This window comes from Vibrio sp. ArtGut-C1 (assembly GCF_002105475.1).
GTDB classification, from domain to species: Bacteria; Pseudomonadota; Gammaproteobacteria; order Enterobacterales; family Vibrionaceae; genus Vibrio; species Vibrio diabolicus.
In genome coordinates this window covers 13,123-29,750 of record NZ_NCTH01000016.1, presented here as the reverse complement: position 1 = coordinate 29,750, position 16,628 = coordinate 13,123, and the positions used below count along the sequence as shown (strand labels likewise).

Below are 16,628 nucleotides of genomic sequence, written 5' to 3'. Positions count from 1 at the left end.
GTAATTAGACTTTCTATTGGTATTTGAAATTAGGGTTTCTCATTTTGACAATCACTTTGAACGATTCGGCTAACGACAACCGTTAATGCTGCCAGAATGTAAATTGGCCAAGTGAAACCTTGAGTGAGGAAAGTACCTGATACGATGGTCCCGATCAGCCCACTTAAGACTGCGTTTGCTCCAACAGAGAGGGTGTAATCCGATGTTGGCGTCAGTAGTGAAATAGAATGCAAAGAGGTTCGAATCAATGACACAATCAATGTAATGAACACGGCGAGTCCAACAAACCCCGTTTCTGCTAATACGCCAAACCAAGTACTGTGTACGGCGTGATTGATGCCATCCCAGTGAGGGCTATAGAAATAGTAATTGAAGTAGAAATTATCAAGCCCAACCCCAGTTAACGGATGGTGGAGAGCCATTTTAAATGCGGCTTCCCACGCGTAAAGTCGTCCCATCGCAGAGGCATCTATACCATCCTCGGCTGCGCCACCCGATTCTCGCCCTGAGATACCAGCAAATGCGTAGAGTACGATGGCTGCGACGGCGCCTAGTACTAAGACTAACGTTTTGCTTTTGATGTGCTTAAAGGCAAAGTACGCAAATACCGATAGAGAGCCTAACAAGCCCCCGCGGCTTTGTGTCTCAATAATCGCAAAAAACAACACCAAACAGGTAACAAGTGCGAAGAGCCGGAGATGCTTAGGTGAACGTTTCTCCATTAACTGACTAACGGTAAAGGCGAGGGGAAACATTAATACCAGCGCCAAGTCGTTCGGATCGCCGAGTACTGAACCTATGGAGCGTCCAATCGATACGCGCGTCCCTTCGACTAAATCAATGCCATTCGCTGCGTTTTGTAATGCGACTAAACCAATCAACAATCCGGCGAAAATTATTGCTTTCGACATTTGTGCTAACTGAGCCGGTTTGGTAATAAGCCAGGTGATCGCCAATGTCATAATGATGATTTTCCAATAGGTATTTTTGAAAACTGTAATGGCAATGTCACGACTGGAGGCGAAGACGATACCGATGATCACCAGCCCCCAAAATATGCACAGCCATTTTAATGAAGGGTGCCAAAAAGCCGTAAGCTGGCGACTTATCAAAAGGTGGAAAGCAAGTGCGGCCAGTGCCCCCAATGATAGTAGCAATGGGATTTTAAAGTTATAGATAACGGGAAACGCTTCATGAATACGAAAGAATGAAAAAATAACGAACAGCGTGACAAGCCAAAACGTTTGGTTGAGAACGAACAGTAAAGCCAGCGGGGCGAAACATAATGCGACAATCAAAATAGGGTGAGGCATAACAATCCAAAGCAGGCCGATACAGAAGGTAATCGTCAGCGCTGCGATGGACTGCTTTCTTCTCACCTTGGTTTCAGTCATAACGAGTATCTCTTCACCTGTCCACGCCACTTCACCATGTATCGAGTGAGCGCATTTAGCGTCTCTTTACTCATATAGCGAGTGGCTATCCCTGCCAGCAAAGTGCATGTCAAAATGCAAATTGCGATGGCGATGCCTATTGATTGTGAAGAGTGAAGCAGGAACAGTGCCACACCGGAGATAATCTGCAATAAAACCATCAGACTTAGGTGAAAAGGCAACGGCATGCATTGTTGGCCTACCACATAAGTAAGGCCAAGCTTACACAGTTGAGCGTAATAAAGCGCAATGAAAACTCCATAGATACCCAGGGACGATAGGCCAAACAGCAAAGCAATTGCAACGCATGCTGAGACGACATTAATACCCAGTAACCAGCGAGTACGACGCTTGTACAAAATGGAAATATTAATGAGCTCGCTCCACTCTTTTAGCATGGCGATAGGCAGTAAGAACAAGCTGAACAGTACCGCCTCATGATAGGTTTCTGGTAACAGGTAAGTGATCATCACCATTGCTAATGTGCCGACTGCAACACTTAAACCGGTAATGTAAATCATGCCTAGATGAGTGATGCGCACAGCTTCTGTACTCTTACGACCTTCTAGGTAATTAAATCGACGTGGCATCCACCACATGCCAAATGGCTGAACTAAAATACACATGCCAACCGCAAATTTTACGGCTATCGCGTAAATCCCTAAGGTCGCAAGTGAGGCGTTCGCGCCGATGAACCAGCGTTCAGCTCCATTGAGACAAAACGCAACCAATCCAGCCATCATCATTGGCAGACAGTAATTTAGGTACTGTTTCGCCACTGTCAGATTTGGAAGAGTCATGCTGTAGCGGTTAATGATGTGCAGCCAGACAAACTGAGTAATAGCAGCCAACAAGCCACCCCATAAAACAGAAATAACATGTGGGTGAACAGACAGCGCCGTGATGATGAAAATGACCTGAAAAACAGTGGTAGTCACCATGACGTTAAGTAGGGTTCTTGCTTTGTCGTCCTGTGTTCTCAACCAAGCTGTGCCGATTGCGATACTGCCTTCTAGAACGATAGCAAACATAACAATAGCAAACTCGACTCGCGTAAAAGGTGCAGGAATAGGCGCGAGCATAATGATAGCGAGTAGGCATAAAGCCACGATGCCAGCGATGAACAAAGCAAGTGAGTACAGCTGGTTTAGAAGGCTTGTGCGCGTATTTTGATCCTTTTCAACCCCTACGAATCGATACAGCGCTTCATGCAAAGCGAAACTGACGAATAAGGTTGTGACAACGCCAAAGGTGGTAAGCAGTTCAAGCTTGCCCATTTGTTCTGGTGAGAGAAAGTGGGGCAATACAGGCAGCATGATTAAGCTGATGCTTTTGTTTATCACTAACGCGATAGCGAACAGCGACATATTGGTCATTGCTTTAGACATGGTCATATCCTTTGATGTATCGCGGTGTTTTGAGTTTACAATCGCCATTCGGTGCGGATTCTGCTGCAAGATGCTGAGCGATTGGCAGATAACAACGTTCGGCCGTATAAAGTTGAGAAACGTTGAGTGCTTCGATACCCATTGTCACTTTCATCCATGGAGACTCATTCAAAAGGCGAATTGCGTTATGTAACGACGCCACATTGTTTGGTGTGTACTTGATGCAATTGCGGCCGTGCGTTAATACGCGATCCCAGTAGCTATCATCATGTGGGATGACGATGCACATGCCTGCTGCGAGAGCTTCTAAAATGGATAACCCAAAAGGTTCGTTAACACTGGTGGAAACAAACACACCACACTGAGAGCGTAGGTCATCGAGGTTATCTGGGCATTCATGCCATTCAACACCTTTTGTGGTGAAGTCTGGTGTTGAATATTCCACACCTGCCACATTTGGTTTGATGTAACACACGGTAGATTTGATCTCTTTTGTCTTATCAAGTGTTAAAGCATCAAGAAAAAGATCGATGTTCTTCCATTTTAGTAAGCTAGCTGCCCAGAAGACGCGGTTTGAAATCGGATTTGCTTGTTTTGGCCAGCGGTCTCTCGATAGTCCGTTAACAAACGTAGAAGCATTCAAACCACACCAATAGCGTTCAGTGGCTGGCTTCTCGGTTTTGAGGTAAACCTGTAAGGCCTCTAGCATCGATTCTCGGGTGTTTGCCAAGTAATAAATTGCGGATGCTTTTACCAAGCAGTAGCCGGAAGATCTTGAACGACCAATTGGACCATGAACCATTTGTACCACAGGCTTTTTGCTGATTAATCTCAGTAGGTACAAAGGCATATCATTACTCGGGCAAGATAGACCTAAAAAGCTATCTATCTTTGGTAGTTTCATGCACGCAAAAATCAGTTGGATAAAGTAATACGCGTTCATTAACCAGTAAGTGATGCCATGAGTGGAGCTCAGTGGTGATGGTTTGATTTTGATAATCTGCACACGAGGCGTATCACTAAGCAGTGACTCCCAATGCTCTGGATTCGTGGTCAGCAGATAACCAATTACGTTCAGTTTATCGCACTGTTTGAGGAGCTCTGCATTCGCAATCTTAGAACCACCTTGCATTGGGATGGCGTCGAACATTAATACACGTTTCATGACTGGGCTCCTCAATTGATACTCAACCAGCGTGAAAGAGGCTTCATGCAGTGAGTCATTGGCATTGGTGTAATACTGTTGTTCTCAAGCTCACCTTCATAAATACGTTCAATGGCGCTTATAGATGCTGCAGTCGTGAGGTTTTGGCTAGCATGAAGATAGGCGTTTTCAGCTAGCTTGCTTCTTAGAACTACATCTTGCATGACTTGTTGGATAGCGTTTAATAAGCCTGCCATTCCGCGATTCTGGTACAGTAGCGCAGAGTGATTATGCTCGAACAACTCAGGAATGCCTCCCGTTTTAGGAGCCACGATAGGCAGTTGAGCTAAAGCCGCTTCCCCGAGCACGAGACCAAAGGCCTCTTCATAGGCGCCGCTAATAAAAGCGTCTGCATTCCCAGACATCCATGCACCAGCATTGCTTTTTTCCCCGACAAAGTGGACTCTGTCTTGGATACCGAGATCCGAAGCAAGTTGTTGCAATGTTTCTCTTTCTTCGCCATCGCCAACGATAACAAGATGAGGATTATCGTGATGATAATTGTGCATGCGCATAGCGCGAATAAGGCGGTCGAATCCTTTTCTTTTAATCAACGAACCCACCGAGAGAAAGGTAAACGCTTGTGGAGGTATTCCGAGGTGAGTCTTGATATCAATGGGCGTATCAGAGTCTTGAAGCGATACACCGTTGTGCACAACATAAAGCTGGTCTTCTGGGTAACCGTCCTGAATAATTTCACGACCGACATCTTTACTAACGCAAATCAATTTTGGGGAGAGGTGTAACCCAAGAGAGAAGCGATCTCGCAATGTATAGTGACAATGAAGTTGGGTGACAAGTGGGATGTGATTCATGCGTGCAGCCAAGCACATCCATTGACAAGGACCACCGCTATTAACGTGTACCAAGTCGATATTGTGTTTTTCAATCAGTGCTGAGCCCTGTTTGATAAGGCTATTCCATCCGCTAATATCCCAGCGAGGTGCACTCCAGCCACCAACGAGATTGAAAACAGAATGTTCCGCTTCAATTCCGAGCGATTGACACTTATCGATTAGTGGCTGGCAGTTTGACCACACGAATGGCTCAAACTTATCACGGTCAATCCCCGAGATGAGATCCAGAAGTACCACTTCACTGCCGCGAATCCAGTTATCACCATAATGAACATATAGAATGCGTTTTGGAGTAGTCATAAGTCACCTCTGTCTCATCATTAACTTGTGTTAACTGCTGAGTTGCAACAGAGATGCCAAAATATGCCATTAGTTTATGTGTTTGAATATTATTAGATATTTGTGCTTGGCCTTAAGGGGATAAGCAATATTCTCATATTGAGAACCAATATGGCTTATTGCTCCGTTTCAATTTGATATTTTCGTAGCAATACAGGAATAACGCTTTGCGCCGAGAAATCATCAATAATGGTCTGCCGAGCGTTTTGACGAATGTGAGATTGCTGCGCTTCATCAAGAGACATCCAATGTTTAAGGCATTGAGCGAGAGATGGGACGTCATCGACAATAAATCCATTTTCGCCAGTTTGGATAATATCGGGCAAGCGACCCACGCGTAGGCTCATCACGACTATTCCTCTAGCCATTGCTTCAAGCGCCGCCATAGGCAGGCCTTCATAGCGAGAAGAAATTACCAGCACGCCAATGTTTTTCCAAACGGTCTCCATTTCAGTTTGATGACCGAAAAATGTCACATTTGAAGGGGCAATGTGGGCGAGTGATTCTCTTTCTGGTCCATCACCGTAAACACTAAAATGCAGTGTTGGGCAGAGCTTAGCTATTTCGATAAATTGGTCGGCACCTTTTTCTTGGCTCAATCGGCCGACGAAAGCGATTTCTTGATAGTTGAGATTACGATCGGGAATCGAAACAAAGTTATTCAGCAGCTCCGAAGGGAAAATGACTTTACGCTGAATGCTTGGGCTGACGGAAAAGCAGTGGTTAGAGAGGTAGCCTGAACTTCTATCAAGCCAATCATAGAGCCACAGTTTGCCCGAGGATGATTCTCCTGCATGATAAGTTGAAATCAAGCGAGGAAATGTGCGCGTGAGTAGCTTGGCACAGCGCGCTAAGATTGACGCTTTGTAACCGTGGGAGTGAATGACCGATGGTTGGTGATTGGCGACCGCGCTTGTTAGGTGTTTGATCTTTAATGCCTTATGTGGCTCACCAGACAAATGGTTCAAGTAACTCACAGGGATGGTGGATTCTTCTGCTTTTTCTACAATCTGTGCTGGTGGCGAGTACTCAGTCGTTAAGACAACACGTGCTTTGTGCCCAAATGTCATTAATCCACGAGCAAGCTCTATGACGTGACTTTCGATACCGCCAAACAGGCGGCTATCAAGAAAAATCCAAATTTCACCAACGTCAGGTTTCTCAAGATTGTTCGAGATTAATTTCATCCGCTTCCCATGCTTGTTTTTTTCGGTAAACCGTAGATGGGCTTAGCTCCAGCATTACGGCGGCATTGAGAACGTTGCCATCACAGTATGCGATTGCGTTTTGAATCGCCTCACGTTCCACTTGCCACATAGGGCGAATGGTTCCATCAGAGTTAAAGTACGGCGAGGCAGCCGCTGAGGATTGTATGTTAGGTTCCGGTGTCGGTATTGACGGTTCTCTAGCGGGGGCCGACTGTTCCTCAACATACACAGGTTGGGATGTTATTGTTGTAGGGTTTGCTGGCTCTTGAGTCACATGTGCGGGAGTGGATGTTCTCACCGTTTTAGACTTTCTAGTCAGTTGAGCGGGTAGGTGATTCAGCGTGACTTTTTCGTCATTATTAAGCACCACAATGTTACGTATGATGTTTTGCAATTGCCTTACATTACCCGGCCATTCGTAGTGCTTGATGATATGTTGAGCTTCGCTGTCGATTGTTGAGAATTTCTTTTTGTCCTGTTTGGCATAAGTGGTCAAAAAGTGCTTGGCTAGCGTGACAATGTCACTTCCTCGCTCGCGCAGAGGGGGCATATCGATAGGTATTACGTGTACGCGGTAATACAAATCTTCACGAAAACGACCTTCTTCCACTTCTGTTAATGGATCTCGGTTGGTGGCACAAATGATTCGAACATCCACCTTCATCTCTCGAGTGCCACCAAGCGGTGTGTAGGTTCCTGTTTGAAGAAAACGGAGCAACTTCTTTTGCATCTCAAGTTCCATTTCACACAGTTCATCGAGAAAAAGCGTACCACCGTGAGCCAGCGTCGCAGCACCTTTTCGGTCTGTTGTGGCCCCGGTAAATGCGCCTTTAACATGGCCAAAAATCTCACTTTCCATTAAATCTCGTGGGATAGCCCCGCAGTTTATAGCAATAAAAGGTTTGTCTTTACGGTCGCTCTGACGGTGCACGGCTTCAGCACAGACTTCTTTACCTGTGCCGCTTTCACCCACAATAAAGACACTGGCAGATGTTGGAGCAACGGCATCAATAGTTTTATATACCGCCTGCATTGGGAGACTTGAACCGATAAATCCGTGATAGTTATGGCGATCAAACTTGGACTGAATATTTTCTACTAAATCTTCCAATTTGGCGCGTTTGAGGTGTAATGCAACAGAAGTTTTTAGGCGATCAGCGTTAATAGGTTTTTCTAAGAAATCTTCCGCACCTTTTTGAATTAGGTTAACGGCTAAGTCTACGCTGCCGTGCGCTGTAGCAATAATAACGGATGTCGGAATGTCATTCTGGTTGATCCAATCCAATACGTCTTCACCAGACATATCGGGCAGTTTCAAATCGAGAATGATGAGTTGAGGTTTGCTTCTTTCAATAAATTGAATTGCTTCGCGACCTGTTTCAACATGAAAAATGTCATAAGGTTCGTCTTTCACATACTGCTTATAAAGTATGGCTAGTGAAGTAGAGTCTTCTACCAGTAACACCCTTGGTCTCATAGTCCTATCCCAACGTAGTTCGTTTCACTTTTATGATTTTTGTCAGCACTATTATTTGTATTTGGCGTGATGAGCGAGTTATATGGCTTAGTGCTCTCTAGTGCTGAATATTCTCAATTTGAGAAAAGCGTTATCTAAGTATTAGCACAAGGTGGGAAATTTGCGAAAAATCCATACTTTTTAATTGATTAAGTTAAATTGTAAATGTCTTAGATGATATCGGCATCGCACTTTAATAAGTGCGATGATTCATAAGATAATTTATCATTGAAACGGTTCCTCGAACCCTTGATCTTTTCGCTTTTCTAGCGCGTCAAATGATTCATTTGCCAGCTGGGATAGAGACTCACAGAGAGCCAATGCTTCTAGTGTTTTTCCTTCCACACAATATTTCTCAATCATTCTTGCTTGTCTGGAAAGCGTTCGGTTACCTAAAGCAAGGGCAGAGCTGCCGAGTGTATGAACTTCGAACTCTAATGTTTGGAGGTCTCTCGCGCTTAATGCTTGCTCTATTTTCTCCATGCGCTCTCGTGACTCTTCAATATAGTGTTCAATCAGCGTAGGGATGATTTCGGCGCACGTATCTTTGATCATTTGCTGGAGAATGTGTTCATCCACCAATTCTTGTTCGATAGTCGGTGTGTTATTTGCAGTCATATTGGCGCTCCCTATAACATAAACAGTTCACTTTTCTTAATTTGTTGAGATATCTTGTCTTTCCACTTTTTGGGTAAAAAGCGTAGCTTGGAAACTTGGCGGATCAACTCATCTTTCAGGCTAGGTGTATGCTTCATATTCAGCACAGAACCAATCAAATTCGCATCGCTAGCATCAAGTAGTTTTTTGGCTTGTTCGAGTTGGGTTGCCGTCGTAGAGCCATAATGTGCGACTAATAAGGTGGCATCACATACGCCCGCAATCACTTGAGGGGCAATATTGCTTCGGTTGACACTCAGAAGTGGAGATGTGTCTATCACGACGCGCTCGTACTGCGTTAACCACTCTGCAATATTGCGCTTCAGCATCGTCGGGTCTCGGTACGCCAATTGAGTGCTGGCGAGAGATGGAGCAGGGAGGCCGACTAAGGTTTGATGCGTATTTTCTCTTGTGATCAGGTGGCCAACTTTTTCTGTATCATCAAACTCGTGAATGGTGCGATACGCGGGCTTGAACAGGTTAAGATCCACATACAAAGTATTGTGTCCAGCTAAAACCAGACGCTCTGCTAGAGATGAAGCCACGGAAGTGACGCCGTCTTCAGACTTACAACCCACAACACAAATCGTTTTGTGGCCTTTCTGTTCACTCTGAAGATAAATTTGCTCAATCTCAGCGTGAGTGGCAGGAATAGTCATTACAACGCTCCTATTAACACGATGGTTGTGGTGATTTGTAAAATATCTCTTAATCCGGCTCTCGCTTTTTCAGCAAAGCTTTCGTCTTTATGTGGAATGTAAATAGTGTCGCCTGCACGGATGACTGGTAAATCATAAATGTTGGCGGTTTTGCTAAAGTTCACCAAATCAAATGTTCGAGCTTGGCCTTGACAGCAAGACATGTTGACCACACTGATTTTTTCAAGATACGCATTGTTTGTCGGGCCTCCTGCTTCGGCCAGCAAGTCAAGTACCGTCATGTTGTCATTAAATACATAGCGCCCAGGGTCTCTTACTTCACCTAATACACGCACGGTGGATTCTTTGGAGCGATCCAACCAGTTTTTGTTTTTTTCCGGAATATAAATGGTATCGCCGGGACGAACGTGGGGCAGGATAGACTCATCGCCCGTTTCAAAGTACATCGACAAATTCAATTTACTCACTTTGGCATAGCCTAGGCCTCGGTGCGTCACACGAATATTGTGAATATCGGCATCCATTGTTGGTCCATCGGCGGCAGATAAAATATCCAGAAAGTGCATCTCTTCAGTAAAGCGATAGCGGCCAGGGGCATTGATTTGACCGAAAACATATATCGAGGCATCAGAGCTCTGGCTTACCCATTGCGATTTGTTGTCTGATGGATCGTCAGGTAATGCATGGACTCTTACTACCGTGCCAGCAGAAACTCGGGGCAGATTCGATGTTGGTGAGCCATCTAAAATGTATTGATCTAAATCGAACTGTGTCATTTGACCATTATTGGCGACTTCAATTTTGGTGGTGTCAGCTCTACGTGTTGGGCCGCCAACATGCGCAAGCAGATCAATTAAATCCATTTCGTCTGACCATTCAATACGTCCCGGGCGCACGACTTCTCCCATCACAGCGACCGCTCGACTTGGCGCCACTTTTAGCCATGACTTCTCGTTGAAATCGGTTTTCTCAGGGACGAAAATCGCGTCGCCAGGTCCGACATTCGGTGGTCTAACCGAAGACAGCCCCTCGGTATGCGCGGTTAGGTCGAATTTGATGACCTTACCATCGGCTTTTATGACACGAATTTGGCGAGATTCTGCATAGCGAGTAGGCCCGCCTGCATTGGCGAGAATATCCATGAAGCTAGCGTCTTGCTTTCCTTCATACGCGCCAGGGTGGGCAACTTCACCCATGACATAAACCACATTTGCACCCGCTTTGATTTCTTCTTCCTGTTTTGGAACAAAGATGGTGGCACCCGGTAGGATTTCTGGTAGTAAGCTTTGATCACCCGTATCCAGATACTTTTTTAGATTAAACATGGTTGGGTTGTTATTTGTGATCACGCGAATTTGCTCAACACTAGCATATCGTGTTACGCCGCCAGCTCTCATCACGACATCAACGAGCGTGGTGTTCGGTTTGTAAGAGAATGAGCCGGGAGCATTAACTTCACCAAAGACTTTGATGGCACGAGCGGAGTCTGCGCTGTCGCCTGAGTTCGCGAGTTTTGCTGCATCAAATTCTTGCTCAATATTTCCAACGAGTGGAGATGCTGGAACAAACAGTACGTCCAGCGATTCCAATTTCGGGAGCTGGCTATTATCACCAGTATCAAGGAAACGTTTGTAGTCAAACTCGATGTTTTTGTCGCCGCGTTTAACGATCATTTTATCGAGCTGAGCACCAGCGCGAAGGCCGCCAGCTTCGTATACAAACATTTGAATGTTGGAACCTGAAGGTAAGGTATATTCCCCGGGTTTGACCACGTAGCCTTGGACCGACACTAATAACTGTTGTTGTTTGATAAAGACTCGAGCGTTGTTTACGTCACGATACACGGTTTTTAGCGTTTCGATAATCACGTCTTGGAGCTGTTGCTCATTATATCCAGCAACAAATACAGGGCCGACTTCCGGTAAGTTAATACGCCCACGGCGATCGACTTGAAACCCTTTATTTAAAGAAGCTTCTCCAGGTAGGTTAATCTGAATTAAATCGCCGACCTTAACAGTATTGTTTTCATCAGCTGACGAAGTAGGTATCCAAGCGACCAAGCACAAAAGAACTAAGGTGATAAATGGTTTCATCGTGTTCATAGCGCACCCCCTACAGATAGATTGCGATTTACTGAGGTATCGCTATCTGAATTAGGGCTAATAACCTCGATGCTTACGCGGCGATTGGTTAAACGCACGGCAGGTGTTTCACCCTCGTAAAGCGGCAGGCTATCTCCCACAGATTTGGTGGTTACGCGTTCTGATGTGATGCCAAATACAGTCAGGTAACGCTTCACTTGTTCTGCACGCGCTTGAGCGAGTTTCTGGTTGTAATCTGGTGAGCCAGTGACATCGGCATGCCCAGTCACCACAAGAGTTAGGTTAGGGTGGTCACGTAAAATGTAGGCAGCTTCTGCCAAATGTCCCATGTACTTTGGATTAATTTCTGCTGAATCGACAGCAAATTGATTATCAATATTGAGGAGTGCATAAATTTCAGCGACGACGTTCAAATCGCTACGCAATGCTTCAATATCATCGGGTGGCGTACAAGTGGTTTGGCTTAATACATAGTCGAGTTGCTGTTCAAGTTGGTTTAAACGTCGACGTTGAATCACCAGATCGTTAGCTGCATCGAGTAGAAGTCCGCCTTCTAGCTCACGTGCGATTCTGTTTTGCTTCTCAAGCGCTTGCACTACTGCTGCAGGAAAGCACCAGCGTGCGCCTTCTTGAATCAACGCGTCTAGGTGTAGCTTGGTGAGTTGCCAATCAAACCTCAACCCATGCTCTGGACCTAACGGCTCATCGGGCATGACTGGGGAAAACTGATAATTTTCAATTGAAATATCTTGATAGTTTTCCGCCAAGCCACCTTTTCCGTGGTCTGGGTAGTCAAACGACGAACAACCAAACATGCCGACAACAAGACCGCTTACTACATATCGTCGTATAAGATTTACCATGCCAACCTCCGTTTAAACCGGTATTTTTAGTGTCCTTTTGAGTTAACGGGAATAGCATGGTTAATACGAAGCAAGCTCATGATTTCTAAAGGTTGGCCTGATACGTTTTCAATACTCATGCTTCTTTCAAGTTCAACTAGACGCTTATATAAGTAAACAATGGCACCAATCCCTGAAGAATCAAGAAATTGGACGTGCTGTAGGTTAATTTCGACTTCTTTGTGATGATTGTCGTGAATTACTTCATCAATGTGATGTTGTGCTTGTCGACAGCCACTTGCGTCTAAGTCACCAAAAAACTCAATGGCTAATTTGTCTTGATTAATTTCTAGTTTGCGTAATTCCATGACTCTATCTCCGTTTGTTTTCTCTACTTGGATATAGAGCAGGTAACGTGCCAAATTTAAATGCAAATAAAATCAAATGGTTATGATTTTTTGATAATGTCATTCAAATTGAGAAGGAATAGGTTCTCAATTTGAGAATCAAAAACGCATAGATAGACGGCTTGTTCAGGAGAGATGTCGAATTAATATCGAGCGCTAAAGCAAGAGTCTCATCGAGATTAGATTGCGACTTGATTTGAGACTCACCCATCTTATTGTGAACAATGTGTAAATATTAAATGCAAAATCTGTCTAAAGTTTATGATTGTCCTTGCAAATCATTACTTAAGTTGATTGTTCTGAGTCGAAGAATGACTAGTAACAAATAGGTCATCGAGAGGAGTTACGGTTCAATAAAGGCGCTTTTTTGTACAAGGTCTTCTTATGCCATTAAAAATGACATTAATCGCGCTGGCTGTTATGACAGCGTCTTCTCAGCTTCAAGCTGATACTTCTCTCACACCTCCAGTTTCTCTTGCGCAAAGCTATCAAGATGGTATCGATGTATCTGAATACTGGTATAGCGAAAAACTCGACGGCATTCGCGCCTATTGGACAGGGCAGCATCTCGTGACGAGAAATGGTAACCGAATCTACGCTCCAGATTGGTTTATAGATTCACTACCTGACTATCCGTTAGATGGTGAGCTATGGGCGGGACGAGGCAATTTTCATCTCGTACAACAAACGGTTTTGGATAAAACGCCTGTGGAGTCAGCTTGGCGAAACATTGATTTTATGATCTTTGATATGCCGTATTCTGCTGGTGATTACCGGAAGCGTTATTACAACATCAAAGACTTAGTGCTCGAAGTAGACCAACCTCATATCAAATATGTCGAACACCGAGCGATCCAAAATGAAGCTCACCTGTTTGCGCAATTGGATAAGATTTCAATATCCGATGGTGAAGGGGTGATGCTACGTAAGGTATCAAGTCGTTATCAAGCTGGACGTGGTAGTGATTTACTTAAACTGAAACGATACGCGGATGATGAAGCGCTAGTCGTGGGCTATAAGCCAGGCACGGGGCGTTTATTGGGTATGATGGGGGCGATGTTAGTTCGCTTACCCGATGGTACAGAGTTTTACATTGGTAGTGGGTTTACCGATGAAGTGCGTCGTCAGCCTCCGAAAATAGGTTCAACCGTCACGTTCAGGTACAACGGTTTTACTCATACCGGTAAGCCACGTTTTGCCCGATTCTTGCGTGAGAGGCTGAAGGAATAGAACGCTCTGCACTTACTCGTTGCCAACGGTTACGCCGCACCGCTTGAAGAGACCCTGCCAAAACTGAACGTGGTTTAGGGTTTCTTGTCTAAAGGTTTTGTGTGCTTCTTTTATGCCATATTGATGACCATGAAGTTGCATACGCTTTTCTATCAAGGTGGCGCCATCATGAAGTTGCTTATAGGTACTGTCTAAATAGGCTAAGTAAGGTTGCACTTCTTCAACGTAAATAGATTGGAAGACATTTCTTAGGTAGCGGAACTGGGTCACGTCTCGGTTTGGTCCGCACAACACATTATTCTGATGTTGTTCAAGTAACTGAGTCGTAGCTTTTAGCCAGTGAGAAGCGTTTATCATCGAATAGTAAAGTCGTCCGATTAAACGAGATTTCTCTAGCTCTTCTTGATATTGCACAATCTCAATATCGGGCAGACGTGAAATGGCGCGATGAGGCAAGCCGTACATTTCACTGAAAAGGCGATAGACGTCGTTAATACGTGCAACATCATTTGGTGTTTCTTGAGATAGCCAATCCGACGCGGTTAGCTGCTTTTGCATTGCATCACTCGCGAGTAGTAAGTTGTCGAGATGAATGTCTAAATGTTGCCACTTAGTCGAATAAAGCTCTGTCAATGTAGTACGTTCTTCATCGCTGAGCTGAAATTCGGATAGACATCGATTCATGACTCGTAACAGTGAAGTTTGGTAATCAAAATCATGAAATGCATCCTGCACCTTACCAAGCTGTGAGTTTTTCTCGGCAAGTAGATTGAATAATCCACACTGGCGTAATTGGTAGCTTTCTAGTAAACCAATCGATAGCCTTGGCAATGGCTCGAATAAGTCACGTTTTGCAGGTATGGTCACCGTAGATTGCGATTCGATTGGAAGAGTAGGAGCGTCCAACACATTGGCGACACGTTGGTGATACTTGTCAAACATGGCGTTTTCTGGGTTGAACCAGCTATCGCAACCGTTAAGAAACAAGACTAAGAACAATAAAATAGACCGCACAAATATCCTTTTTATAACTTCGTATTCGTCACCCAGAGAGCAGACTCTACTGGCTCACAAGCTTGCTATAAGTATACTCAACAGCGTTATTATTCGATCAAAAAAGCCAGCGTGTGCTGGCTTTTTCTTATTATCACTGAACTGAAAAGTTCAATTGCACCTCTGGTTCTTGGCGGTGCATCCAGCGCATTCTTACCCCTAACATAAGTGCGGCAGAAGAAAGGCCGATGATAAAGCCTAGCCAGAAACCTTGCGCACCCATTGGCTCGACGATCCAGTCTGTGCGGCCAAGGACGTAACCCATTGGTAAACCAAGAATCCAGTAGGCGATAAAAGTACGGTTGAAGATGGCTCGCATATCTTTATAGCCACGCAGTGCACCTGCCGCGATTACCTGAACTGCGTCCGTACATTGATAAACAGCAGCAAATACGAGCAGTTGCATCGCTAGAGTGATGACCTCTGGGTTGCTAGTGTAAAGTTCGGCAATCCATTCACGAGACAATACGGTTAATATCGCTGTAAGAACAGATAAACCTAGACCAACCATTATGCCCACTCGTGAAGCAACGCGAGCGCCATCAACGTTTTCTTCGCCAAGTCGGTGTCCAACACGAATACTTACTGCCGCACCGATACTCATTGGAAGCATAAATACTAGCGACGAGAAGTTAATCGCAACCTGGTGCGCCGCAACGATGATTGGTCCTAGTGGTGAGACCAATAGTGCAACGACAGCAAATAGTGTTACTTCAAAAAACAGCGCTGCTGCAACAGGAAAGCCGAGCCTGAACAGACGAACTTGCGCTTTCCATTGTGGTCGATGCCATTCACCAAATAAGTTGATGCTTTTAAGTCGATCTGATGTCATTACATAAAGCAATAGTAGGGCAAACATAACCCAGTAAACAATCGTGGTTGCAACACCACAGCCAACACCGCCTAATTCAGGTGCGCCAAACTTGCCATACACGAAAATCCAGTTTAGTGGAATGTTGAGCAGTAAACCGATAAAGCCAATGACCATTGCTGGTTTCGTCAATGACATACCATCCGTAAAGCTTCTAAGCGTTTGAAAAAGCAAGAAAGCAGGCACTGCTAAGATAACAGCATGAATGTATCCCACTGTTTTTTCTGCCATCAACGTTTCAACATCCATAAATCCGAGAATAAATTGGGTTTGAAGCAGCACTGCAATAATCGGCACACTGATCAACAATGCCAAAACGACGCCTTGTTGAATTTCAAACGGGATTTTTACTCGACGACCAGAGCCATTTAACTGTGCGACAACAGGGACTAACGCCATTAACAAACCCACACCAAATAAAATGGATGGAAGCCAAATACTTGAAGCGACAGAAACCGCAGCCATGTCGGTGGCACTAACGCCTCCGGCCATAACGGTATCAACAAACCCCATACCAGTTTGAGCAACAGATGCGATCAATACCGGGGTCGCCAATTTGATGAGACTTGATGCTTCTTCTTTATAGCGATGCACGAAAAATACTCCAGAGCGGAACAATAAGTTGAAAGAATGAGAGCGCTCGAGGACAAAAGATGTGGTGAACTGATCTGATGGTTGATTTTAGTCACGATAAGGTGAAAAAATGCCTCGGAGAAACTCCGCGCAAATGATAAACAATTGTATGTTTATATTCCATAGTTAGGTTGCGAATAGTGGATAACACTAACTTAATGCTCGCTAAGCTCAGGATACGCTAATACTGAGAGCTGTAATAAATCATGTTAATGTTAGAAGCATGTAT

14 protein-coding genes are annotated in these 16,628 nt (G+C 44.7%); 1 reads left to right on the top strand and 13 read right to left on the bottom strand.

Annotation, left to right across the window (positions count from 1 at the left end; all coding sequences use genetic code 11):
* Positions 1-29: 29 nt before the first annotated feature.
* The 11 genes from B7360_RS14635 to B7360_RS14585 all read right to left on the bottom strand — a co-directional run bounded on the left by B7360_RS14635 (position 30) and on the right by B7360_RS14585 (position 12,573).
* Complete coding sequence (locus B7360_RS14635) at positions 30-1,394, bottom strand: O-antigen ligase family protein (protein WP_085343849.1); 1,365 nt, start codon at positions 1,392-1,394, stop codon at positions 30-32.
* On the bottom strand, positions 1,391-2,821 hold the full coding sequence (locus tag B7360_RS14630; protein ID WP_048626366.1) for a lipopolysaccharide biosynthesis protein: 1,431 nt from the start codon (positions 2,819-2,821) through the stop codon (positions 1,391-1,393). Before B7360_RS14630 ends, B7360_RS14635 begins: the two co-directional genes overlap by 4 nt.
* On the bottom strand, positions 2,814-3,986 hold the full coding sequence (locus tag B7360_RS14625; RefSeq protein ID WP_074191436.1) for a glycosyltransferase family 4 protein: 1,173 nt from the start codon (positions 3,984-3,986) through the stop codon (positions 2,814-2,816). The genes B7360_RS14630 and B7360_RS14625 overlap by 8 nt, the downstream gene beginning before the upstream one ends.
* A gap of 11 nt (positions 3,987-3,997) precedes the next feature.
* On the bottom strand, positions 3,998-5,182 hold the full coding sequence (locus B7360_RS14620; protein ID WP_085343848.1) for a glycosyltransferase: 1,185 nt from the start codon (positions 5,180-5,182) through the stop codon (positions 3,998-4,000).
* Between the two features lie 155 nt (positions 5,183-5,337).
* Positions 5,338-6,408, bottom strand: a complete 1,071-nt coding sequence (locus B7360_RS14615; RefSeq protein WP_085343847.1) for a glycosyltransferase family 4 protein — start codon at positions 6,406-6,408, stop codon at positions 5,338-5,340.
* Entirely contained in the window at positions 6,383-7,906 is a 1,524-nt protein-coding gene (locus tag B7360_RS14610; protein WP_085343846.1) for a sigma-54 dependent transcriptional regulator, read from the bottom strand. The genes B7360_RS14615 and B7360_RS14610 overlap by 26 nt, the downstream gene beginning before the upstream one ends.
* Before the next feature lie 264 nt (positions 7,907-8,170).
* Positions 8,171-8,563, bottom strand: coding sequence for an Hpt domain-containing protein (locus B7360_RS14605; RefSeq protein WP_085343845.1), 393 nt, complete (start codon positions 8,561-8,563; stop codon positions 8,171-8,173).
* An 11-nt stretch (positions 8,564-8,574) separates the two neighbouring features.
* A complete protein-coding gene (locus tag B7360_RS14600; protein WP_085343844.1) occupies positions 8,575-9,261 on the bottom strand; it encodes an AAA family ATPase in 687 nt (228 codons plus the stop codon).
* Positions 9,261-11,363: an SLBB domain-containing protein gene (locus B7360_RS14595; RefSeq protein ID WP_085343843.1), complete on the bottom strand. Its 2,103-nt coding sequence runs from the start codon at positions 11,361-11,363 to the stop codon at positions 9,261-9,263. The genes B7360_RS14600 and B7360_RS14595 overlap by 1 nt, the downstream gene beginning before the upstream one ends.
* On the bottom strand, positions 11,360-12,226 hold the full coding sequence (locus tag B7360_RS14590) for an OmpA family protein (protein WP_046875254.1): 867 nt from the start codon (positions 12,224-12,226) through the stop codon (positions 11,360-11,362). Before B7360_RS14590 ends, B7360_RS14595 begins: the two co-directional genes overlap by 4 nt.
* 26 nt (positions 12,227-12,252) lie before the next feature.
* A complete protein-coding gene (locus tag B7360_RS14585) occupies positions 12,253-12,573 on the bottom strand; it encodes an STAS domain-containing protein (protein WP_085343842.1) in 321 nt (106 codons plus the stop codon).
* A gap of 423 nt (positions 12,574-12,996) precedes the next feature.
* Between B7360_RS14585 and B7360_RS14580 the strand changes: the two genes are divergently transcribed.
* Positions 12,997-13,842 (top strand): DNA ligase, encoded by an 846-nt coding sequence (locus B7360_RS14580; RefSeq protein ID WP_046875255.1) that lies wholly within the window; start codon positions 12,997-12,999, stop codon positions 13,840-13,842.
* A gap of 12 nt (positions 13,843-13,854) precedes the next feature.
* On the opposite strand, the gene B7360_RS14575 is transcribed toward B7360_RS14580, so the two are convergent.
* Together B7360_RS14575 and B7360_RS14570 are read right to left on the bottom strand one after the other, a co-directional pair.
* A complete protein-coding gene (locus tag B7360_RS14575) occupies positions 13,855-14,856 on the bottom strand; it encodes a DUF3080 domain-containing protein (RefSeq protein ID WP_085343841.1) in 1,002 nt (333 codons plus the stop codon).
* A 133-nt stretch (positions 14,857-14,989) separates the two neighbouring features.
* Positions 14,990-16,360 (bottom strand): MATE family efflux transporter, encoded by a 1,371-nt coding sequence (locus B7360_RS14570; protein ID WP_005396222.1) that lies wholly within the window; start codon positions 16,358-16,360, stop codon positions 14,990-14,992.
* Positions 16,361-16,628: the final 268 nt, after the last annotated feature.

What these genes read in the sequence shown, in the direction of transcription:
- B7360_RS14635 (WP_085343849.1), bottom strand. Translation starts at nt 1,394, where the DNA reads ATGACTGAAACCAAGGTGAGAAGAAAGCAGTCCATCGCAGCGCTGACG.
- B7360_RS14630 (WP_048626366.1), bottom strand. Translation starts at nt 2,821, where the DNA reads ATGTCTAAAGCAATGACCAATATGTCGCTGTTCGCTATCGCGTTAGTG.
- B7360_RS14625 (WP_074191436.1), bottom strand. Translation starts at nt 3,986, where the DNA reads ATGAAACGTGTATTAATGTTCGACGCCATCCCAATGCAAGGTGGTTCT.
- B7360_RS14620 (WP_085343848.1), bottom strand. Translation starts at nt 5,182, where the DNA reads ATGACTACTCCAAAACGCATTCTATATGTTCATTATGGTGATAACTGG.
- B7360_RS14615 (WP_085343847.1), bottom strand. Translation starts at nt 6,408, where the DNA reads ATGAAATTAATCTCGAACAATCTTGAGAAACCTGACGTTGGTGAAATT.
- B7360_RS14610 (WP_085343846.1), bottom strand. Translation starts at nt 7,906, where the DNA reads ATGAGACCAAGGGTGTTACTGGTAGAAGACTCTACTTCACTAGCCATA.
- B7360_RS14605 (WP_085343845.1), bottom strand. Translation starts at nt 8,563, where the DNA reads ATGACTGCAAATAACACACCGACTATCGAACAAGAATTGGTGGATGAA.
- B7360_RS14600 (WP_085343844.1), bottom strand. Translation starts at nt 9,261, where the DNA reads ATGACTATTCCTGCCACTCACGCTGAGATTGAGCAAATTTATCTTCAG.
- B7360_RS14595 (WP_085343843.1), bottom strand. Translation starts at nt 11,363, where the DNA reads ATGAACACGATGAAACCATTTATCACCTTAGTTCTTTTGTGCTTGGTC.
- B7360_RS14590 (WP_046875254.1), bottom strand. Translation starts at nt 12,226, where the DNA reads ATGGTAAATCTTATACGACGATATGTAGTAAGCGGTCTTGTTGTCGGC.
- B7360_RS14585 (WP_085343842.1), bottom strand. Translation starts at nt 12,573, where the DNA reads ATGGAATTACGCAAACTAGAAATTAATCAAGACAAATTAGCCATTGAG.
- B7360_RS14580 (WP_046875255.1), top strand. Translation starts at nt 12,997, where the DNA reads ATGCCATTAAAAATGACATTAATCGCGCTGGCTGTTATGACAGCGTCT.